The sequence below is a fragment of the Comamonas sp. Z1 genome, from assembly GCF_008121555.1.
Taxonomy (GTDB): Bacteria; Pseudomonadota; Gammaproteobacteria; order Burkholderiales; family Burkholderiaceae_C; genus Comamonas; species Comamonas thiooxydans.
Genome location: NZ_VOQT01000003.1, coordinates 387,884 through 410,480 on the forward strand (window position 1 = coordinate 387,884; position 22,597 = coordinate 410,480).

Here is a 22,597-nt window from a genome sequence, read left to right on the forward strand (position 1 = left end):
CCTAGAAAGGAATCGATATGCTGCAACTGCGTGACGGGCAAGCCCCGGCCACCGCGATTTATCGTGCCGACTACGAGGCCCCGGCCTGGTGGATCGACACGGTGGACCTGACTTTTGACCTGGACCCGGCCAAGACGCGCGTGCTCAGCAAGATGCGCGTGCGCCGCAACCCCGAGGTGCCGGCACAGGCACTGCGCCTGGACGGCGACGAGCTGAATCTGGCACGTGTGATGGTCAACGGTGGTGGTACCTCCTTCAAGATGGATGGCGACCAGCTGGTGCTGGAGAATCTGCCCGAGGGCAACGAGCCCGTGGAGCTGGAAATCTTCACCACCTGCGCCCCCATCAAGAACACCAAGCTCATGGGCTTGTATGTGAGCGAGGACACGTTCTTCACGCAGTGCGAGGCAGAAGGCTTCCGCCGCATCACCTACTTCCTGGACCGCCCCGACGTGATGGCCATGTACACCGTCACGCTGCGCGCCAGCAAGGTCCAGTATCCGGTGCTGCTGTCCAACGGCAATCTGGTGAAGTCCGGCGATCTGGAGGACGGCCGCCACTTTGCCAAGTGGGTCGATCCGCACAAAAAGCCCAGCTATCTGTTTGCGCTGGTGGCCGGCAATCTGGTAGCACGCGAGCAGAAGATCAAGAGCCGTGCCGGCCGCGACCACCTGCTGCAGGTCTTTGTGCGCCCTGGCGATCTGGAAAAGACCGAGCACGCCATGAACTCCCTCATGCACTCCGTTGCATGGGACGAGGCCCGCTTTGGCCTGAGCCTGGACCTGGACCGCTTCATGATCGTCGCCACCAGCGACTTCAACATGGGCGCCATGGAGAACAAGGGCCTGAACATCTTCAACACCAAGTATGTTCTGGCCAGTCAGGCCACGGCCACCGACACCGATTACGCCAATATCGAATCCGTCGTCGGTCATGAATACTTCCATAACTGGACGGGTGACCGCGTCACCTGCCGCGACTGGTTCCAGCTCAGCCTCAAGGAAGGCCTGACGGTATTCCGCGATCAGGAGTTCAGCATGGACATGGCGGGCACGGCTTCGGCCCGTGCCGTCAAGCGCATCGACGATGTACGCGTGCTGCGCACCGTGCAGTTTCCTGAGGATGCCGGCCCCATGGCCCACCCCGTGCGCCCCGACAGCTATATCGAGATCAACAACTTCTACACGGTCACGATCTACGAAAAAGGCGCGGAAGTCGTGCGCATGCAGCACAACCTGGTCGGCCGCGAAGGCTTTGCCAAGGGCATGAAGCTGTACTTCGAGCGTCATGACGGTCAGGCCGTGACCTGCGATGACTTCTCGCAAGCCATTGCCGATGCCAACCCGGACTCTGCTCTGGCTCAACATCTGCAGCAATTCCGCCGCTGGTACAGCCAGGCCGGCACGCCTGTGCTCAAGGCGGTTGGCCAATACAATGCCGACGCCCGGACCTATACGCTGACGCTGTCGCAAAGCTGCGCGCCCACCGTGGGTCAGGCCGAGAAACTGCCGTTCGTCATTCCCGTGCAAATGGGTCTGCTCACGGCCAGCGGCCAACCCATCGCCCTGCAACTGCAAGGCGAAGATGCGGCCCAGCCAGTCACCAGCCGCATGCTGGTATTGACCGAAGCCGAGCAGAGCTTTGTCTTCAGCAATGTGAGCGAAGCCCCCGTGCCCTCGCTGCTGCGCACCTTCAGCGCACCCGTGGTGCTGGAGCATGAATTCAGCGATACCGATCTGCTGACCCTGCTGGCTCATGACAGCGACCCGTTCAACCAATGGGAAGCCAGCCAGCGCCTGGGCCTGCGCTATGCCCTCAAGGCCATCGCGGCCAGCGGCGACGCCAGTGCCGAGATCCTGCCTGAAGCCTTTATCGAAGCCATGCGCCGCGTGCTGCGCGACGACAAGCTGGACGCGGCGTTCAAGGACCTGGTGCTCACGCTGCCGTCCGAGAGCTATATCGCCGAGCAACTGGCCGAAGTCGATCCGCAGCGCGTTCATGCCGTGCGCGAAGCCATGATCTTGCAGCTGGCGACCGCCCTGCAGACCGAGTGGGAGAGCATCTGGGAGGCCAACCGCGACACCGGCGCCTATCGCCCCGACCATGTCAGCGCCGGCCGCCGTGCGCTGGCGGGCCGCGCCCTGTCCATGCTGTGCCTGCAGGCGGCCCGCACCGGCGACACGGTCTGGCCCGGCAAGGCCTACCAGCGCTGTAAGGATGCCGGCAATATGACGGACCGCATGGCGGCCCTCTCCGCCCTGGTCTACAGTGCCAGCCCGCTGGCCGAGCAGGCGCTTCAGCGCTTTCACGCCCTGTTCAAGCAGGACGCACTGGTGCTGGACAAATGGTTTGCGCTGCAAGGTGCAGCCAGCGACCGCAGTGGCGATGTGCTTCCGGCAGTCAAGGCGCTGATGAAGCATGCCGACTTCCAGATCAAGAACCCCAACCGCGCACGCAGCCTGATCTTCAGCTACTGCAACAATGCCGGCGCCTTCCACCGCGCCGATGCGGCGGGCTATGTGTTCTGGGCCGATCGCGTGATCGAGATCGACGGCATCAACCCCCAGGTGGCCTCCCGCCTGGCCCGGGTGATGGACCGCTGGAAGAAACTGGCTGAGCCTTACCGCTCTGCGGCCCGCGAAGCCATCGCCCGTGTGGCTGCCAAGCCCGATCTGTCCAACGACGTGCGCGAGGTCATCACCCGCGCCCTGGCGGACTGATGGGTCTGAACATGCTTGCTCGACACGCGGCTCGGGGCATGAAGGCCCTTGCCGTCGCTGCGGCGAGCATGTCGCTGAGCACTCAGGCAGCAAAGCCTGATGCGGGATTCGAAGCCCGTTTTGCGCCCCTCTATGCCACTGTCTTCAGCGAAGGCGGCAGCTTCAGCGGACGAGCCATGAGTGCCGATCTGCAGGCGCTGGAGCCGCTGTTGAAAAAGCCGGGGTTCGCTGCACGCGATATCTTCCGGCTCTACTACACACAGGCCAGCGTCTACGCCCGCCGAAGCATGCCCAAAGAGGCAGCCGGAGCAGCGCAGACGGCACTGACGGCTTTGTCCGGCACTCAGGACCCGGAGCTTTCATACGCTCATTTTTTTCTGCGCTACTCAAGCATCCGCTGGCTGGCAGATGCCGGGCAGCATGAAGCGGCGCTCAAGTGGGTCAAAGCCTTTCAGGCTCAATACCCGCTGCAGCAGATTGCCGTGCTACCCGCCGAAATGCGCTGGGACGAGAGCGTGAGGCCTGCACGGGCTCTGGATTTTCCGAGCCAGATGCAGATTCTCGGCGTCTATGAGGACGAAGGATATCTGCTGCATGAACTGGGGCAGTTTCGCGCGGCCAGGCAAGCCAACGAGCGACTGCTTCCTGTCGCACGTGAACGACTCAAAGCCATGGGCAAGCTGCAGCAAATACGCGGTGTACTCACCAATATTGCGCAAAATTGCTATGAGCTGGGCGATCTGAATCAAGCTGCCATCTATCTTCAGGAGCGTCTGCAGATTGCGCAGGCGGCGCAAGACCATGCCACCGTCTACGACAGCTATTTCCAGCTCATGGTCCTTGCCCATGAGCAAAAGCAAGAACCGCAGGCCCGCCAATGGCTGGCCCGCTATGAACAATACGCGCTGAACCAGAAAGACAGCAAGCAGCAAACCCGCGTCAAGGAGCTGCTGGCAGAACTGGAGCAGCGCAATGCAGGGCGTCCAGGCAAGTGATCGGGCCCCCTGCCCTCAGTCCATTTCAGATTTGCATCGAATATCAAGGAGTTGAAGCATGAAGAAAAACATCAGCCTGACCCGCTATCTGGTCGAGCAACAACGTGTTGACGGGCTCATCCCCGGCCAGTTGCGCCTGCTGCTGGAAGTGGTGGCCCGCGCCTGCAAGCGCATCAGCTTTGCCGTGAACAAAGGTGAGCTCGGCGACGTCATGGGTACGGCCGGCAGCGAAAACGTGCAGGGCGAAGTGCAGAAAAAGCTGGACATCATCGCCAACGAGACCCTGATTGAAGCCAATGAATGGGGCGGCCACCTGGCCGCGATGGCATCGGAGGAAATGGAAGGCATCTATGTGGTGCCCAACCGCTACCCTCAGGGCGAATACCTGCTGATGTTCGACCCCCTGGACGGTTCGTCCAATATCGACATCAACATGTCCATCGGCACCATCTTCAGCGTGCTCAAGAAGCCTGAAGGCCACCCTGGCGTGCACGACAGCGACTTCATGCAGCCCGGCACCCAACAGGTGGCTGCCGGCTACTGCATCTACGGTCCCCAGACCACCCTGGTGCTGACCGTGGGCGACGGTGTCTCCATGTTCACGCTGGACCGCGAGCAAGGTTCGTTCGTACTCATCGAGGAAAACGTCAAGATCCCCGAAGACACCAAGGAATTCGCCATCAACATGTCCAATATGCGCCACTGGGACGCCCCGGTGAAGCGCTACGTGGACGAATGCCTGGCAGGTGCAGACGGCCCGCGCGGCAAGAACTTCAACATGCGCTGGGTTGCTGCCATGGTGGCCGACGTCCACCGCATTCTCTGCCGCGGCGGCATCTTCATGTACCCCTGGGACAAGCGCGAGCCGCAAAAGGCCGGCAAGCTGCGCCTGATGTACGAAGCCAATCCCATGAGCTGGCTTGTCGAGCAGGCCGGTGGCATGGCCACCAACGGCCGCCAGCGCATCTTGGACATCCAGCCAACGCAGTTGCACGAGCGAGTGAGCGTCGTCCTCGGCTCCAAGAACGAAGTGGAACGCGTGACCAGCTACCACCTCGAAGCCGATGAAAAAGCGCTATAATCTATAGCTTATCGCCGGTGTAGCTCAGTCGGTAGAGCAGCTCATTCGTAATGAGAAGGTCGGGTGTTCGATTCATCTCTCCGGCACCAGAATAAAAGCCCCAGGTTCACAAGAGCCTGGGGCTTTTTCTTTTGCGGCTCCTCGGTTTCATCACGATTTGCGCATAAAAGAACAATGCTTTATAATCTGCGGATTGCTGCGTGGCACTTGCCCTGCGCAGTATCTCTCAGGCAGTTCTCACGTTGCCCACGCTTGACTCCATACAGTCATAGCACTCCATGGCAAGAAGCTTAAGCCACCCGCAAGCGGCTGGCTTATTTGATCCCGGCTCATCAGAGCTGGACTCCTTCATTTTTCATTGGTCGGCATGCCCTGCCCTGGGTTTGTGCCGCCCGTTGACTCGATATGCATACAGAACAAATCACAGAGCGTGTCGGCAACTACATTGTGACTGCCCTCACCCAAATGACTCACTCCGGCAAGGTTGCTGCAGCGGTTTCCATCCGACGCGGAACCTATGACCGGATTTTCAGGTTTATCCGCCAGTTCGACACCCCGGATATGGCCAGCAAATATGCCCTCGCCGAGGGGCGCAGCATGGTGCTGGACAACCAGTTGAACTGACCTCTTTGTAGAAAGGAAATATTTTGGCCAAAGAAGAATTGATTGAAATGCAAGGCAGAGTGGACGAGGTTTTGCCGGACGCCCGCTTTCGTGTGACGCTGGACAACGGCCACCAGCTGATTGCCTATTCCGGCGGCAAGATGCGCAAGCACCGTATTCGCGTGCTGGCAGGCGACAAAGTAACGCTGGAGATGTCTCCCTATGATCTGAACAAGGGTCGCCTGACCTTCCGTCATATCGAGCGTTCCAACAACAGCAACCCTGCGCCGCAGCAGCGCCGCCACTAAGCCTCGGCGGTTGATCTGGTGCGCTACGGCGACCAGTTCGACATGCTTGTGTCAGCTGCAGGATCACGGGGCCGCGCAAGCACCCGGCCTGCAGCTCAATTGCAAGCTCTGCCTGCTCCAGATGCAGATCGCAGAGGTCAGCTCTGGCTCTTCGATGCTCGCACTGCCTTCAGCGCGTATCGATATGGATCGCTGAGGCACTCTCACGCCATTTGTTTGAGATTCCCACCGCCTGCACATCCAGCCTGACCAGCCGGGAATCAGGCATGCACAAAGTCCGCCACCAGTCATCGGTGGCGTTGCTATCGCCGGCCTCATCCCAGCTCCTGCCCCTCGCTGCAAGTGTTGAATTTCCTTGTAGATCTGCGACCTTCCTGCACGTAGCGCTGGCCTCGATGCAGGTCATAACTATCAGAGCCAGCATCAACATGATGCCCTGTCGTAAATCATGCGATAGGCCAACCTGCCTGCGTTCGCGGGCACCAGTGTTCAGGCCAGATATTCGCAGGAATACGCCAACCGACTTCGGTGCTTTTGCTGCGTCCTGCGCCGACCTCTTGGCCATGGATCGACAAATACCTCCAGGCAGCGTTCCCCTTTGGCAAGACTACGGATTTGAAATGATGGCTCGCGCCCTCAGATTGCTTGAATGTCGTCCAAGGATCCGAGAGATCAGCTCCGACAGTTCAGCACTCGGCACGATTGCGCCCAGCCGCCTTGGCCCGATACAGGGCTTGATCGGCCGCTTCAACCAGATCCAGCGGACTCGCCAGTCCATGCCTGCCCTGCATGCATGCCGCTCCTATGCTCACAGTGACATGGCCGAATTGGCTGGACTCATGGGCAATGTCGAGTCCTCGTATGCACTTCAGCAACTCCTCGGCAACGCGCATGGCCCCCTCCAGCGCGGTATTGGGAAGAATGATGGCAAGTTCCTCTCCGCCGTAACGTGCTGCCAGATCCCCTGAGCGCTTGGCCGACAGCTCCAGCTGCCACGACACCGCTTTCAGGCATTCGTCGCCGGCGACATGACCATAGCGGTCATTGAACCCCTTGAAATGGTCCAGATCGATGAGCAAAAGCGAGAGCACCGTCCCGTCACGCGCGGCACGCCGGACCTCCAGTTGCAGTACCTCGTCGAAGCGTCGCCGGTTCGCCAGCCCTGTCAAAGAATCCTGGGTGGCCAACCGCTCCAGTTCGAGGTTGGCATCCAGCAACTTCTCACGCACTGCCATCAAGGATGTCTCTGCCTGCGCACGCTGTCGGATGAGCAGGATCAGACGCCAGCCTATCAGTGTGACAACTGCCAGCAGGCCTAGCACCACACCAGCCGTCAGCAGCGCCTGGCTTCGCCAGGCTTGCAGTGCCTCATACCGCCCCCGGGCCACCACCGTGAAAACGGGATAACGATCATTGCTCCTGAAGGCATATAGCCTTTCCGTTCCATCTATGCCGGACTCAAAGGACGCCGTGCCGGATTTCAGGTTTGAGTAATAGCGCAGAAAGTTAGGGGAGCGAGAGAAGTCACGCCCCAGATCCTGTTCACGAAATGGATAACGCACCAACAACTGTCCGCTGGTCGTTGCGAATCCGATAGACCCTTGCTCGCCGACATCGATCTTGCCGAACAAGTGCAGAAAGTTCTCTATCCCCAGCACGACAACGATGACCCCGGCAAAGTCCCCCTCTTGGTTCTCAAATCGCCGGCTGATGGTAAGCACCCATTCCCCTGTAGAGCGGCTACGTATGGGCGCACCGATGAAGATTTCGTGCGACGGGTTATCGCGGTGGTATGAAAAAAAGCGACGGTCAGCACTGTTGCTTCCCTCGAGAAATCCCCCTCTCGATGACATGAGCCATTGACCGCTCGCATCGATGACAAGCAATTCATTGAGCTGGGAAAGCAGATGTTCCTGGCGACCGACCAGTTGCTGCATGCGCGCAAGATGCTCAGGCGTGGTGCCCTCCACCTCCAGGCGCTCAAGCATGCCGAGCAGCAGCATGGAGCTCTGGGTGAAGACCCCCTCGGCATAGGTGTTCAGCGTCTGTGCAAGATTGCGATTGTTGGTATCAATCTCGCTCAGAGTGCGTTGATGCGCCGACCAGATTTGCCAGCTGGTGGCTACCAGTACAGAGACCCAGATTACCAACAGCAGACTGGTCGCCAGCTGTGCATCGCGCTTGGCAGCCAGAACTTTGCACCCGCCACCACGACTGGTGACGCTGGCCTCCCTCTTCTTTTTTCGACACCACACCTCGACACTCCTCTCATCGTCAACCTGGCAAGAGCGGCACTTTTGCATTGCCTGTAGTTTCCCTGCTTAGATTGGACAGGGTCGGACGGATTTTCCACCATCTCGTGAAACGACACGGGGCAGAGCAGCAGACGAGGCCGGACCTGAAGCTACGGTTCAATCACTGCCAACGGGGCCGCAGCGATCATTCCTGCTCAAGGAAACAATGCGGCACAGCTCCCAGGGCTGCTAGGGCTGCTAGGGCTGCGGCAGCAGTTGGCAGACTGTGCCTGGTGCCCATCGACATAGGACATTCTGGTTCGCCTGCCCGGCTTGCCGATGGGAACAGCTGGCAGACGGGTGATCCATCCAGTGAGCAGGACATGGGATCACCCCTCTGTGGCGCCATCGATCCGGCGATAGACAGCGCCAGAGCCGAGCCATCTCTTGACCGCACGCGCCAGCCGAGCGACCAAGGCAACACCATCAGAAAAGGTCTGCCCGGAAAGCAGCGGCCATGGTCCAGACATGCAATCCAGCAATCGAAGCCTCTTCGGGCGCAGACATGCCTCGATAGGAAACCAGCGAGCCGGCCCAGCCCAAAGCGGTCTTGCGAGGCTCAGCCAATCCCGGCTCCGGTTTGCGAAATCAATATCCGTCTCCTGAAGCCATGACATTCGAGTAGCTGTGTCTACTACCACGGTCCAGATCAAAGCAGTTATCCATTGAAAAGCTATCTTTTGAATAGCTTGTTCCATTTCAATTTACTTGATTTCAGATAGAAATCATGTCAAAGCTAATGTATTTCAAGCACAAGCCGCTCTCTTTTGCATAAGTACCAGCACCTCACGCACGTCCAGCGCACAGCCACAGCACAAATCTCGCTCATGAATTGATACAGTCTCTTCGGTGCATTGCGCTTATGCTCGCAGCGTTCTGAAACCGATGCGGCCATGGCTTGGGCCATGGACTGCCCCACCCACAATGAAGAAAATCCTTGCTCTTGTTTCCATCTGCCTGCCTGTGGTGCTGATTGCCACGCCACTGAGCAGCCAGGCACATGATCGTCATCACCACAAGCGCGAGCACAAGGAAGAGTACTGGGACGGCCACTGCAAAGTGGAGCGCAAGTGGAAGAGCAATGGCGAGTACAAGGAAAAGCGCAAGTGCAGAGATCGTCCAGATGCCTACTATGCGCCACAACCTGTTTATGTAGCCCCGCCCCAGCCGGTATATGTCGCGCCGCAGCCGCAAGGGCTGGTGATTGATTCACGCATCGTGCTCAGGCCCTGAGCCGCTATTCGCCCAGAAGGCCGACAGCCTCCGCTGCAATCAGATCCCAGACCAAGTGCGCGACGGGCGATAGCTCACGCTGCTGCCGCTTGACCAGCATGATGCTGCGCTGCACCCGGGGCACCAGGGGACGGCTGACCAAAGCGGCACTGCCAGCTGCCGCAGTCGTAGCAGTCTGAGCTGCCCAGGCCGAGGGAATGGCGAGACGCGGCACCACGCTCAAACCCAGACCTTGCTGCACCATGCTGTAGATGGTGGCCGTATGTCCCACCTCCTGCACCACCGATGCAGCCGCGCCATGCGCCTGCAGTGCGGCATCGATCAGGCGTCGGCTGCCCGACGCATGATCGAGCAGCACCAACGATTCACCAGCCAGCTGTTCCCAGTGCACCTCTTTCTTGCGCGCCAGGCTATGCGAGGAAAGGCAGACCAGACAAAAAGGCTCGGTCAGGATGGTCTGTGCATGCAGGTCCTGTTTCTCGGATGGGTCGATCACCACCCCAAAATCCACCTCCCCGCTGCGCACGCTGAGCAGCACATCGCTTTGAATACGATCGAGCAGCTGGATATTGACGCCCGGTGACTGTTGTCTGCCACGCGCAATGCATTGCGGCAGCAGGTTGGCGGAAAGCGTGGGACTGCTGGCCACCTTCACGCGGCCCTTGCGCTGAGTCGCCAGGCCTTGCACTTCGAGCAGGCAGGCATCGAGATCCTCAAGCACGCGCGAGAGATTGCCCAGCAGCAGACGGCCTGCCTCGGTCAGCTCCACCTCACGCGTGGTGCGATGCAGCAGCAGCAAGCCCAAGGCCTGCTCCAGATCCGTCACATTGCGGCTGACAGCAGGCTGGGTCAATGCCAGGGCATCGGCAGCACGACTGAAACTGCTGCTTTGGGCCACTGCCACAAAGGCACGCAGTTGACGCAGACTAATATTCATATCAAAAAATTATAGGTCTATCGAATAAATCCATTTCTCTTTTAAATGGATTGCGTGTCCAATACGCAGCCATCGCGCACCGGTCCGGTGCTTTGCATCGATGGCTTCAGTTCAAGAATATGTCTCGCCCCCGCTTTGTCCCCGATAACTTCACACTGGCACTGATTGCCACCGTCATCTTCGCCAGCTTTCTGCCCGCCTCGGGCCAGGTCGCCAAATATGTGGAGCTGACCACCACCGGCATCGTCAGCCTGCTGTTCTTTCTGCACGGCGCCAAGCTCTCGCGCCAGGCCATCCTGGCGGGCATAGGTCACTGGCGCCTGCATATCTGGATCTTCATCGCCACCTTTGTGCTGTTCCCCGTGCTGGGGCTGGCGCTGCGCCCGGTGCTTTCGCCCCTGGTCACCACCGAGATGTATATCGGCGTGCTGTTTCTCTGCACCCTGCCCGCCACGGTGCAATCGGCGATTGCCTTCACCTCCATGGCGCGCGGCAATGTACCGGCCGCCGTGTGCAGCGCGTCCGCCTCTACCCTGCTGGGCATTCTGGTCACGCCGATTCTGGTGAGCCTGATACTGCACAAAAATGCAGAGGGTGGCGATGCAGTGCATGCCATTGGCAAGATTGCCATGACGCTGCTGCTGCCCTTTGTCATCGGTCATCTGATGCGTCCTGTGATCGGCGGCTTTTTGCAGCGTCGTGCCTCCATCATCAAGCTGGTGGACCAGGGCTCCATCCTGTTTGTGGTCTATGCCGCCTTCAGCGCGGCCGTCATCAGCGGCCTGTGGAAGCAGACACCCCTGCCCTCGCTGCTGGGCTTGATCGTGTTGTGCTGCATTTTGCTGGCCGTCGTACTCCTCATCACCACCTGGGGTGCACGCCGCCTGGGCTTCAGCAAGGAGGACGAGATCACTCTCGTGTTCTGCGGCTCCAAGAAAAGCATGGTCAGTGGTATTCCCATGGCCAATGTGCTCTTTCCCGCCGCCTCCGTGGGTGCAATCGTGCTGCCGCTGATGCTGTTCCATCAGATCCAGCTCATGGTCTGCGCCGTACTGGCGCAGCGCTATGCCAAGCGTGTGCAGATCGCCGATCAGAGCGAAGCTCATTAAGAGCACAAGACCCATAAAAAGGGGCGCTTCATGCGCCCCTTGTTCTTTTCACGGAAGATCCATCATTTCAAGTAAGCAGCGTCAGCGCGTTTTGCTGACGCAGCAGCTTCGCAGCCTCCGTATTGACGACATCGGTCACCACCACTTGAATTCCAAGCCCAGTCGCAGTCTCGACGATGGCCTGCAGCAGATGCAAGGCACCAGGGCTTTGCGCAGCCTGCTCCGAGAATTCACCACCCAGTTTCACATAGCGCAGCGGCAAGGTGTGGAGCTTGGTCAGGCCCATGGGCTGCTGATCCAGACGGCGCAGTCCCACGCCGACACCGGCCAATGCCATGGCCCGACAGAACTCGGCCACTTCCTCGGGATAAGCCGTCAGTCCATGCGCATCCAGCTCCAGACAGAGCAGGGACAGGCGATGCTCCCACTTCTGTGCACTCAGCTCTTCACGCAGCCGGCCCAGGAAGTCGGGCTGGGCCAGCGAGGGCAAGGAGATTCGAATGACCAGCTCGCAATCGTTCTGCTCAAGCCATGCAGCCCCGAGGGCCACCGCTCGCAAATCGAATTCTGCCGACAAGCCCAGGCGCACGGCGACCGGCAAGAACAGCGACCCCATCAAGGTCTCGCCGGAAGCAGTGCGCAGCGAGAGCGACGCTTCGCCGCGCTCCTGCATCCCGTTTCGGCCCTTGAATTGCAGTAGTTGAACGGACAGGGAAAGCGCATCCTGTGCCTCCAGGGCGGCAATCAGCATCTGACGCCACAAGGTTTCTCCGGCCAGATCGGAAACCACCTCATCATCGCCGTAGGCTACATATTCCACCTCGGCCTGGCCCGAACTCTCGGCTCGCATCAGACCGTAGTCCAGCCGCGCAAGCACACCTGTTACCGAACTCGATGCCGAGTAATCGGTCAGGGCAAAGCTCCAGCGGCACCATTGGCCGCTGCTCAAGGTCACACGCATGGACAGCAGCACCTGTCGGATCTGCTGCACCAACGACATGGCCTGGGGCCCGGCCAGGGCCGGCATGAGAACCACAAAGTCCGAGCCATTGAGGCGCGCCAGTTGGGCCTTGCACTCGGCATGACTCTTCAACACCTGATTGACCTGTTCACCCATCGCAGCCAACCATGCATCGGCACTGGCCCGGGACATCTGCGCATTCAGAGCCAGCAGATCACGCTGCCTGAACAGCATCACATGGCCATGTGCCGCACCGCCATCAGTTTCGCTGAGCGCGCGACGCAACTCATTGACAAAGTACTTGCGATTCGGCAGCTGAGTAACTGGATCAAGATTGACCTCCAGCTCCAGTGATTCGATACGCTCCATTTGCTCCTGCGCCGTAGCCTGCACCCGCTCTCGGGTGTCTGCAATGGCGCTGAGTACGGGCACCAGCTCGGCAACCACGGCCTTGACGGGCTTCGCCGGTGCCTCACTTCCTGCCTGACGTCCAATCGCCTGAACCTGCGCCGAGATTTCCTGCTGCAAGACCTTGCGAAACCATCTGAACAGCAAGACTACAAAGAAAGCCCAGGCCAGCCCGGCCAGCACCACCACACCCGTCAAGCGCACGCTGCTGCCCCACAGTGCCTGGCTCGCATAGCTGTCGTCCACAACCAGCGTCAATTGCCCAACCTGCTTCCAGCCATCGCTGATCACACGCTCTGCCTTTGGCGAACGCAGCGGCAGCACCTCCACAAACCACGGCGGAGCAGCACCGTCCTTGAGCTTGGCAGCAGAGGCAGAACTATCGGTAATGCCGTTGTCGCGTCTGCGCTCGAACAAGGTCTCGCCCTGCGGGGACGCCAGGCGGATCAGCTTGAACTGCCCGCCATCGAACAAGGCCATCATCAGCAGCTCCTGCGTGACCGGATCCTGGTTGGCCGGCTGCGACAGCGACAAGGCCAGCGAAGATGCGGCGTTCTCACTCTCGGACTGCAACTGCCCATCCAGATACTGACGCGCAGCACCAATGCTGAAAGCCAGGGTGCCGATCAGGATGGCCACGATGGCCACCGTCACGCTGATCAAAAGTTGTTTTAACAACGACATCTTGCTGCCTTATCTTTGTGGACCATTCAACATGGCTCCGCTGCCCGCACCGTCAAACATGACATTCATGGCAAAAAACCTTCCTGCTTCATGCGCGCCAGCAGATCGCGCCAGCGCGTAATCCTGTCCACCGAAGCAGGCTGTGCGCCCGCGACATATACACCCTGTGCATTGAAGCTGAATACAGGAGTCAAGTCCTTGCGCTGGCTTGCCGGCATGATGTTGTCCAGCAGACTGTCCAGCACCAGCGGCTCGGCTGCAGGTGTCTCGTAATAGCCCAGCACCATATGCGCAATGCTCTGCGTACTACCCACGCCCCCCAGGCGGGCACGCACATAGATCAGGCGCAGTTTCTCTACCGCCACGCCTAGGCGCAGCAGCGAAAAATACTTGCCAATCACGTAATCCTCGCAGTCTCCAGCCCCCCTGCCCAGGGTTTCAAGAGGCGTTGCCCAATAGTCCGACTGGGACCAGAGGACGCTGTCCTCCGACTGCAGCACTGCGCGATTCCAGAACGTGTTGACGGCCGGCAGTTGCTGCTGCAGCGACCTGTCTTTCTGGGCTTGCAGCATCGTCAGCCACTGACCCAGCCTCTGGACACCTGCGGCGCCATAACGAGACTGCATGCTGCTCTGCAGCCGCTCGCCGTCGAAATCCAGCGCTGCGGCGTCAAACCCGCGCTGCAGCGCCCAGCCCCCGACAAGCGCCGAGCCATACAAAAGCATGCCTCTGCGCGACAGGCGCTGCATTTTTTCCACGGGCTGTGGAAACAGGAGGCTAGGCAAAGTACTCAAGCGAGTTGCAAAAAGAGCAGGCGCGCAAGACATAAATTGCTTGAGACGCCTGTAAATATTGTGATGACCGCTATGAATCTTGAAAGGTCGATGAGAACGCAGTCAGGATTCAATGCTCACAAATGTAACCAATCAAGCAAGCTCTTGAAACAAGCTGCCGATCACAGCTGAGCGAAAAGGCAGAAGACTTGATATTTCAAGACTTCTACCTGACCTCGCCGGGGGCTGCTTATCAGCTGTGGTCGATCTTGAGCTTGCCTTGATCGATCAGCTCCTTGATCAAGGCGTTCTGATCCGCCGTGCTGGTCAACGAGTGCCCAGCGGTGAGATCCACTCCCTTGAATGTGATCAGTTGATCGTAGTTGGAGCCTGCAGCACCCAAATTTCCATCGGTAGAGACCTTGAGTACGGTATCTGCACCACTCTTGGAGAAATTCAGGAACTTGGACAGATCCTTGCTGCCCTCCTCCCCTTGCAGCAGATCATGCAGGTCCAGCACATCATTGCCGTTGGTGTCGGAGCCGCCTTTACCGAAATCGTTGATCACATCCTTGGCAGGAGCCGCAGTGGTTCCCTGATCGCCCTTGAACCACAGGAAAACATCATCTCCTTCGCCGCCAATCAATGTGTCATCGCCCTTGCCACCGACCAGCACGTCATTGCCCTTGCCGCCACTCAGCGTGTCATTGCCGGAGCCAGCCATCAGGATTTCGCTATCGTTGGTGCCCACCAGGTGGTCACCCGACTGGTAGCTTACTGAGACATTAGCGCTGTCGCTGTGACCGTCGGCCGTCTGTATGGTGTACGAGCTGTTGGCGGTAGCGCCGTCCAGGTTGACGTTGCTGTAGTCGACGTTCATCGTCAGCGTGTAGGTCTCCGCGGCGTTGGAGCCATTTCCGTTGTCGAGAACGTTAACGACGTGGATCTCATAGTCGCCCGACTCCGTCACCGGGATCTTGCCGCCACTCGGGACGACGGTATATTGATCGCCCGAGCCGGCTAGGCGGTACTCCACCCTGATCCAACCGCCGTTCAGGTTGTGGCTCAGCGTCAACACCTCACCCGCAACCAGCGGAACCAGCAGCGTATCCTGATCGTTGCCGTTACTGGCGCCGACCTTGTCCAGATAGCCCTTGACCGCCAGTTGTGCCTTGTTCTCGCCTGCGCCAGTTTTCGTGAACTCGCCGCGCGCGATCGTCAGTTCCTTAGTGTTCTTGTTGTTGGAGATGTCATAGGTCCTCAACGTGCTGCGCGTGAAGTCCTTGCCTTGATCCCAGCCCGTATTCACTGTCAGCGGGCCCATAGTCAGCGCACCCGTACCGCGCACGTCGTTGGCCAGCAGTGCGCCGGACTGAACCGTGAGCTGCGTGCCCAAGATGTTGGTAATGATCTTGTCATTCACCGCATCCGGGGTCTGGTACACCGGCGGGGTCACGTTGACCGTGATGCTGGAGCTTGCCGTGTCGCCGTCGCCGTCCTGCACCGTGAACTGGATGATGTCGGTGCCGGCCGTCTTCGGCACGTAGCAGTAGTTGCCCAGATTGTCGCCGGCCAGGTCCAGCGTGAACTTGCCATGCGCGGTGGTCACGGTCAGTTCGGACGTGGCTGCGTCGAAGCTATACGTGGCGCCCGAGGTGGCGGTCACCTTGTTGGTTGCGGCATCGTAGTTGTAGGTCTTGCCTTCGATGACCAGCTGCGTGATGCGCGCGCCGCTCAGGTCGGCGCCCAACGTGCCGCCCGCGGCGATGTCGCCGTTGATGGGTGGTGCGATGGTGCCGTCGATCGCAGCGTCCAGACCGTTCAGGTTCGTCACCAGGATGGTGTTGCTGTCGCCGGGACGGTCGGGATTGTAGGAGACCGGATCAATGTAGCCGCCAGTCGCACCAGTGCCCAAGCCGATGCCATAGGAATTGATATGGTTGTCGGTGAGGAACGTCTCCCAGGCCGCCTGCTGGGTCGAACCAACCGAGCGATTGCTGTCTGGTTCCCCGTCGGTAAAGAAGTAGGAGATGTTCTGGACGTTGTTTCCTTCAAGCTTGCCCGTGGCAGAGCTGTTCCAGGCGGCCATTGCCTTGTTCAGCGCATCCTGATAATTGGTGCTGCCGCCATAACCTAGGGCATTCACAAACACCTTGGCTTCTGCCAGGGACATCCAGCCGCTGCCCTTTTGCGTGGCACTGCTGTTGAATTCCAGAACCAGAACGCGCACGTCGCCGGCCTCTCCGTACTTGTCGAGCAGGCTGTTGACCGAGGACTTCAGCACGGCCAGGCGGGACAATTGTGTCGAACCGTTGTACACGCCGCTGGCGTAATTCATGCTGCCGGACGTATCCAGCGTCAGCATGATGTTGGTGCCGTGCGAAGACAGCGCCGAGCTTTCCGCGATCGGTTTGAGGCTGGGGGCCGTGTCGGTGATCAGCACGCCCAGGTCGCCCGTTGCCTTGCCGCCGAACTTGTCTTCCACCGTAATCTGGAAGTGGTCCTGCACGTTGGTGTCGTCACCGGTGTGCGCCTGCTGGCCGCTGGTCTGGTAGGTGTAGCTGACCTTGCCGGTCGTGGCGTCGTATCCGGTCAGCGTCAGCGTGCCTTTGCTGGTCGTCAGCGTGACCGGATTGTTCACCAGGTCGGCCAGACGGTCCAGCGTCAGGGACGCGTCGGCGTTGCCCGGGCCGTCGAGCGTCAGCGACTTCAGGCCTGCGCTCGCGGTGATCGTGAACGTGCCGCTACCGGAGGCCAGGGCTTCCGACACGCTGATGGCGCCCGGCGCAGCGAGGTTGTAGTCCTCGATGTTGACGCTGGGAGCAGGAGGTTCCACACCCGCCACTTCGAAGTGGCCAGCAGTGGAGTCACCGTCGGCATCCGTCACCTTGTAGGTGAAATCGAGCTTGCCGTCCGCGGTGCCTTGCATCGGCTGGTATTGATAGAACTCCCACTTGCCGGTGGCCGGCGTCAAGCGCATCTCGAAGATGAGATTGCCCGACGGGTCGCGGCCTTCGATCAGATTGCCGTTGCTCAGCGTCGTCGTAATGTTCGCGCCGTCGCGCGTCTTCAGGCCGCCTTCCGCACCCGTCAGTTCCAGACGACCTGCGCCGTCGGCGCCGTAGCCGTAATTCAGCGTGCCTTCGCCGTAGGCGATGGCCTGGACGGTATTGCTACCCAGGAAGGTGATGCCGGTGACGGTGAAGTCGCTGTTGTCGCTGGACGAGCTCTTGTGGTTGTCCGTAGCCGAAATCACGATCGTGTCGAAACCGCCTTCTTCGACGCGGAAGTTGGCCGCATAGTCGCCGCCGTTCTGGTCGGAGGTGAAGGTGCGTTCGGCGATCAACACGCCATTGCGGTAGAACTTCGCGACGCCGCTTTCCACCTCGCCGCCGTACATGGCGCCGAAATCGATAGTGGCGCCATAGGCAACCTTGCCACCGGTCAGGCGTATGGTCAGTTCTTCGGACGCGCCCTTGCCATCCGGTCCAACGCGGTAGTCGATTTCGTTGGCGATGTTGTGATACGGCGCATCCTTGCTTGCGACACCCAGACCGGTCTTGCTTTGGTTGACATTGGCGTCGATCAGCGTCAAGTCAGACTTGGACGTGAAGCCCTTGGCCGTGACTTCAATCGCGCCATTGCCGAAGGTCATCTTCATCTGGTTGGTGCTGGTCTGGGAACCAGCGAAGCTCACCTTGCCCGTGTAGACATCAGGGATGTTGGTGGTCTGCACCGAGACGGGGTCGTTCGGTTGCACCACCGGCGAGTCGTCCTCGATCGTGATGTTGATGTTGGTGGACACCGCCGGATTGACGCCATCCGACACCTTGACGCCGACCGACAGGCCCAGCGTGTCTTCACGCGAGGTGTCGGGGTGGTCGACCGGAGCCAGCAGCTTCACGTTGTAGGCGCCGTTATCGTCGATCTTGATGACGATGGCGTCCGTGCCGCCCGCGCGGCCCGTCAGCGTGTGTCCATTGTCGGACAGCGTCCAGACTATGGGCGTGCCGTGGGACGTCAGGGCGCCATTGGCGGGCGCAACCAGCGTAATGCTGTAGGTGGCGTTGTTGTCGTCGGTGATCGACAGTTGGCCGTTCGCCTGGGGCGAATCGGTCGTATCCGATGTACCGTTGCTGTCTTTGATGCCACCAGCCAGGCCTTCTTCGGAGACGGCCGTGTTTCCATCTCCAACGACAGGCGGCTTGTTGATGTCGACGATTGCGGCGTTGCCGCTATCGGTGATGCCCGAGGGCAGCGCGGTGCCGCTGACGGTGGCACCGGTCAGCGTCGCCGTCAAGGTCATGCTCTCACGGCCTTCGTAAATGCCGTCGGGCGTGGTCGGAACCGTGACCACGATGCCGCCGGTGGTGCCGGCCGGGACCTGGAAGCTGTAGGTGCCGTCGGCGTTGGCAGTGACGGTGACGGACTGGCCGCCGATGCTGACAGTGGGAACACCATGGTCAGCCGCGGTGATCTCGCCGCCGAGCTTGAAGGTCAGCGTGGTTTCGGCATCAACTGCCTTGTCCAGGCTGACGTTGAAGTTCGCTGCGTTGCCTTCGATGACATCGCCCGCATCCTTTACATCCAGCTTGGGCACGTCAGCGCCCGGACCTTGGCTGTCGACGATGGCGGCGTTGCCGGTGTCGGTGATGCCGGCGGGCAGATCCACGCCGCTGGCGGTCTTGCCGCTCAGCGTGGCTTCGAGGGTCAGCTTCTCGCTGCCTTCGAAGACGGCGTCGTCGGTGGTCGGAACGGTGACCACGATGCCGCCGGTGGTGCCGGCCGGGACCTGGAAGCTGTAGGTGCCGTCGCCGTTGTTCACCAGGGTGACCGTGGTGCCACCGATGGTGACCACGGGCGTGCCGATGTCGTCGGATTCGATGTCACCACCCAGCTTGAAGGTGATGGTGGTGGCGGCGTCGACGGCCTTGCCCAGCGTGATGTTGAACGTGGCGTCGGAGCCTTCGTGGACAGTACCTGGATCGGAGACGTCCAGGGTCGGGACGTCAGCGCCCGGACCTTGGCTGTCGACGATGGCGGCGTTGCCGGTGTCGGTGATGCCGGCGGGCAGATCCACGCCGCTGGCGGTCTTGCCGCTCAGCGTGGCTTCGAGGGTCAGCTTCTCGCTGCCTTCGAAGACGGCGTCGTCGGTGGTCGGAACGGTGACCACGATGCCGCCGGTGGTGCCGGCCGGGACCTGGAAGCTGTAGGTGCCGTCGCCGTTGTTCACCAGGGTGACCGTGGTGCCACCGATGGTGACCACGGGCGTGCCGATGTCGTCGGATTCGATGTCACCACCCAGCTTGAAGGTGATGGTGGTGGCGGCGTCGACGGCCTTGCCCAGCGTGATGTTGAACGTGGCGTCGGAGCCTTCGTGGACAGTACCTGGATCGGAGACGTCCAGGGTCGGGACGTCAGCGCCCGGATTGGGGTTGCCCGGATCCGTGCTTTCGGTGTCGACGATTACGGCATTACCCGAGTCGGAGATGCCGGACGGCAGCGTGCCACTGGACGTTTCCCCGGTCAAGGTAGCCGTGAGCGTCATCTGCTCACGGCCTTCAAAGACTGCGTCGTCGTGGGTCGGAACCGTGACCACGATGCCTCCCGTGGTGCCAGCGGGAAGCGTGAAGCTGTAGGTGCCGTCGGCATTCGCTGTGACCTGGACGGTCTGGCCCCCGATGGTGACCGTCGGCGCTCCGTGATCGGCCGTTTCGATCTGGCCGTCCAGCTTGAGCGTGACCGTGGTGTCCTTGTCAAGGTCGACCGTGTTTTGCAGGCTGATGTTGAACGTGGCCGAGGAACCTTCGTTCACGTCACCGGCGTCGGAGACGGTAATCGTGGGTACGTCGAGGACCGGCGTGACACCGATATTGATGATCGAAGTGGCTTTGCCGCCATTGCCGTCGTCGACGATGACCGTGAACTGGTCAGGACCGTTGTAATTCTCGTTCGGCGTGTAGGTATATTCACCCGTGGTCGGGTTGAACACCAGCGTGCCATTCTCCGGCTGCTTGTCGACCGTGTAGGTCAGGTTGTCGCCATCGACGTCGGTGCCGACGACCTTGCCGCTAACGGGCTGTTCCTCGGGCGTCGTATGCTCATAATTGGGAACCAGCGGTGCGTCATTGACCGGGGTGACGCCGATCTCGATGACGGAAGTGGTCTTGCCGCCGTGGCCGTCATCGACGATGACCGTGAACTGATCGGGGCCGTTATAGTTTTCGTTCGGCGTGTAGGTGTACTCGCCGGTGGTCTGATTGAATTCCAGCTTGCCATGCTCGGGCTGCTTGTCGACCGTGTAGGTCAGCGTGTCGCCATCGGGATCGGTGCCGGTGACCTTGCCGCTGACGGGCTGGTCTTCCGGCGTGGTGTGCTGATAGTTGGGCGCCACGGGCAGATCGTTGGTGCCGGTGATGGTGACGGTGATGACCTGAGTCGCTGTGCCGCCGTGACCGTCGTCGACGGTCACGGTGATGGTATCGGTGACCTTCTGACCTTCAGCCAGGGCCTGGACCTTGGGATCGTCGTTGTTCAGCACATAGGTCCACTCGCCGTTCTGGTCAACCGAGAAGCTGCCGTACTGGCCCTTACCTTCGTTGCTGACGCTCCAGCTGTGGGTATCGGTGATGTCGACATCGGCCACGTCGAGCTTGCCGGTGACCACCGACACGCCGTCTTCGGCCAAAGCCCCATCGGCCTTGCCGGTGAGGACTGGATCGTCGTTGGTGCCAACGATGGTGACAGTCAATGTCGAGGAAGAACTGGCGCCGTCTTTATCGACCAGGGTATACGTAAAAGTTTCGACCAGGGTCTCACCCACACCCAATGCCTGCACAACATTCAAGCTGCTATCAAGCTGATAGCTATAGCTGCCATCGGAATTGAGGGTAATCTTGCCGTACAGCCCTTGATCTGCGCCGACCAGAACAACTCGATGCTCTGTCAGAGTCCCCTCACCCAACCTGTCGTTGGCGAGCACATTGCCTTGCAAGGCAGATACGGCATCTTCGAAGATCGCACCCGAATCAGCACTGGCCTGAGGAATGCTTGTGGCAGGCTGGATCGGCGTAACTTGATCCGTGCTGTCCGCCAAAGCACTCACCCCACTAAAAAGTGGAAGGACGGTAGTCGCTGGTACAGAACGTCCGTACTCCAGCGCCAGCGGCGACACTGCCTCAATGATGCTGGAAAGGCGCACAAAAGTGCTGCCACCCTCGCTGCCACCCGACAATGTGGCCGCCGTGGGATCCAGCTCATCGAACGGATCCTGACCGGCGTTGATGGCCGCAATGATCTGGTCAATCTCTGCACTCGCGGGACTCGCTACAGCAGCCTCTTCCACTGTAGGCGGCTGAATCAGGTCTGCAGTGAGATGCACATCCTGGTTCTCGCCCACCATCAGCGGTGGCTGACCGTCCGCCTGCAACTGCACGGTGCTACCCGAAGCCGTCACTATCTCGGCGTCAGCGGGGATGCGCATGCCTTCACGGAGCACCGTCAGATTGCCATCAGAACCACGCATCCAAGCCTGGCCAGTGAGTTTGGTAACGAGAACGGTTTGAGCTGCCATGAGGGTCTGCCTATCCAGTCAGATTAAAAAGTGAAGGTGCACAAAGGCACCTCTCCAATATTTCAGCTGACATGGTAGGACCCAAGGCCCCACTGCACTATTGGCGCCAAAGCCAATCGGGATCTGTTTTATTCGATCTCTGCTGCTGTAGATCAAAAAAAGCCTGAAGCCTGCAATATGCAGGCTTCAGGCTTTTCAGCAACAGACACTCCAGGGACAAACACCGGAGGTGACTATGTATTCATCAGTAGTTTAAAAATCAGGCTCAAGCCAGCTGCTTGCGCCCGATACCGTGAACCTTCAATGTCAGCATCAATCGATCCTGTACCTGCAGCTTCTCAAAAACAGCAGACAGATGGGCGCGCACGGTACGCTCGCTGATGGACATACGTTCGGCAATTTCCGCATTGCTGTCACCCAACGATGCATAGCGGGCAACCTCCTGCTCGCGTGCAGACAATGGTTCGGCCCAGTCCGACTCATGCTCAGGCAGACGGGCGTCCACATCGCGCAACAAGCGCTGCAACAGAGAACGTCCAAGCCAGATGTTGCCGCCAGCCATGCTTTGCAGCATCCGCGACAGCACCTCCGGGCTCGATTGCGCATGGGCATAGCCACATGCTCCGCGGGATAGCAAGTTTCGGCCCTCCTCATCGCTAGGACGGTTGCTGAGAACCAGAACCTGAAGATCCTTCAGCAGCTCAATCCAGCGGGCCGCAGTCGACTCGGGCAAGGATGGCAGGGCTGCATCCAGCACTACCACGGTACGACCTTGCTGCTTCCAACGTTGCAAATCGGCCAGGCTCTGGCCGCGCGCAGGCATCCACTGAGGGCCTGCGATCTGCTGCCATTCCTGCCACAGCGTGGCATCCTGAGTCAGCATCAATACAGGCAAGGCATTCATAGAGTTCCTTTGTA

The 22,597-nt window shown here is 60.0% G+C and carries 13 protein-coding genes and 1 tRNA gene; 8 read left to right on the forward strand and 6 right to left on the reverse strand.

Going from position 1 to position 22,597, the window contains the following annotated elements; genetic code table 11:
• The first annotated feature begins 17 nt into the window (after positions 1 to 17).
• The 6 genes from pepN (at position 18) to infA (ending at position 5,707) form a co-directional block, all read left to right on the forward strand.
• Positions 18 to 2,720, forward strand: a complete 2,703-nt coding sequence (pepN, locus tag FSY45_RS08520; RefSeq protein ID WP_046460806.1) for an aminopeptidase N — start codon at positions 18 to 20, stop codon at positions 2,718 to 2,720.
• A gap of 11 nt (positions 2,721 to 2,731) precedes the next feature.
• On the forward strand, positions 2,732 to 3,715 hold the full coding sequence (locus tag FSY45_RS08525; RefSeq protein ID WP_231879697.1) for a hypothetical protein: 984 nt from the start codon (positions 2,732 to 2,734) through the stop codon (positions 3,713 to 3,715).
• A gap of 58 nt (positions 3,716 to 3,773) precedes the next feature.
• On the forward strand, positions 3,774 to 4,796 hold the full coding sequence (locus tag FSY45_RS08530) for a class 1 fructose-bisphosphatase (protein ID WP_003061245.1): 1,023 nt from the start codon (positions 3,774 to 3,776) through the stop codon (positions 4,794 to 4,796).
• Between the two features lie 13 nt (positions 4,797 to 4,809).
• Positions 4,810 to 4,885: transfer RNA gene (locus tag FSY45_RS08535), tRNA-Thr, on the forward strand.
• Between the two features lie 316 nt (positions 4,886 to 5,201).
• A complete protein-coding gene (locus tag FSY45_RS08540; RefSeq protein ID WP_003053604.1) occupies positions 5,202 to 5,420 on the forward strand; it encodes a hypothetical protein in 219 nt (72 codons plus the stop codon).
• Positions 5,421 to 5,443: 23 nt separating this feature from the next.
• A complete protein-coding gene (gene infA / locus FSY45_RS08545) occupies positions 5,444 to 5,707 on the forward strand; it encodes a translation initiation factor IF-1 (protein ID WP_003061434.1) in 264 nt (87 codons plus the stop codon).
• A 686-nt stretch (positions 5,708 to 6,393) separates the two neighbouring features.
• On the opposite strand, the gene FSY45_RS08550 is transcribed toward infA, so the two are convergent.
• Positions 6,394 to 7,962 carry a sensor domain-containing diguanylate cyclase gene (locus FSY45_RS08550; protein WP_046460803.1) on the reverse strand — a complete coding sequence of 523 codons (1,569 nt, stop codon included), beginning with the start codon at positions 7,960 to 7,962 and terminating at the stop codon, positions 6,394 to 6,396.
• A 963-nt stretch (positions 7,963 to 8,925) separates the two neighbouring features.
• Here FSY45_RS08550 and FSY45_RS08555 point away from each other — a divergent pair.
• Positions 8,926 to 9,234 carry a hypothetical protein gene (locus FSY45_RS08555; RefSeq protein WP_046460801.1) on the forward strand — a complete coding sequence of 103 codons (309 nt, stop codon included), beginning with the start codon at positions 8,926 to 8,928 and terminating at the stop codon, positions 9,232 to 9,234.
• Between the two features lie 4 nt (positions 9,235 to 9,238).
• Here the strand turns inward: FSY45_RS08555 and FSY45_RS08560 are convergent, their stop codons facing one another.
• Positions 9,239 to 10,171 (reverse strand): LysR family transcriptional regulator, encoded by a 933-nt coding sequence (locus FSY45_RS08560; RefSeq protein WP_046460800.1) that lies wholly within the window; start codon positions 10,169 to 10,171, stop codon positions 9,239 to 9,241.
• A gap of 119 nt (positions 10,172 to 10,290) precedes the next feature.
• Here FSY45_RS08560 and FSY45_RS08565 point away from each other — a divergent pair, with 119 nt between their 5' ends.
• The gene (locus tag FSY45_RS08565; protein WP_046460799.1) at positions 10,291 to 11,280 is read left to right on the forward strand and encodes a bile acid:sodium symporter family protein; all 990 of its coding nucleotides are present in this window, start codon (positions 10,291 to 10,293) and stop codon (positions 11,278 to 11,280) included.
• Positions 11,281 to 11,347: 67 nt separating this feature from the next.
• On the opposite strand, the gene FSY45_RS08570 is transcribed toward FSY45_RS08565, so the two are convergent.
• The 4 genes from FSY45_RS08570 to FSY45_RS08585 form a co-directional block, all read right to left on the reverse strand.
• Complete coding sequence (locus FSY45_RS08570; RefSeq protein WP_046460798.1) at positions 11,348 to 13,333, reverse strand: LapD/MoxY N-terminal periplasmic domain-containing protein; 1,986 nt, start codon at positions 13,331 to 13,333, stop codon at positions 11,348 to 11,350.
• A gap of 65 nt (positions 13,334 to 13,398) precedes the next feature.
• Entirely contained in the window at positions 13,399 to 14,082 is a 684-nt protein-coding gene (locus tag FSY45_RS08575; protein ID WP_177341103.1) for a transglutaminase-like cysteine peptidase, read from the reverse strand.
• Positions 14,083 to 14,359: 277 nt separating this feature from the next.
• Positions 14,360 to 21,679: a retention module-containing protein gene (locus tag FSY45_RS08580; protein ID WP_148748025.1), complete on the reverse strand. Its 7,320-nt coding sequence runs from the start codon at positions 21,677 to 21,679 to the stop codon at positions 14,360 to 14,362.
• Positions 21,680 to 21,944: 265 nt separating this feature from the next.
• Positions 21,945 to 22,583 (reverse strand): response regulator transcription factor, encoded by a 639-nt coding sequence (locus FSY45_RS08585; RefSeq protein ID WP_046461485.1) that lies wholly within the window; start codon positions 22,581 to 22,583, stop codon positions 21,945 to 21,947.
• Positions 22,584 to 22,597: the final 14 nt, after the last annotated feature.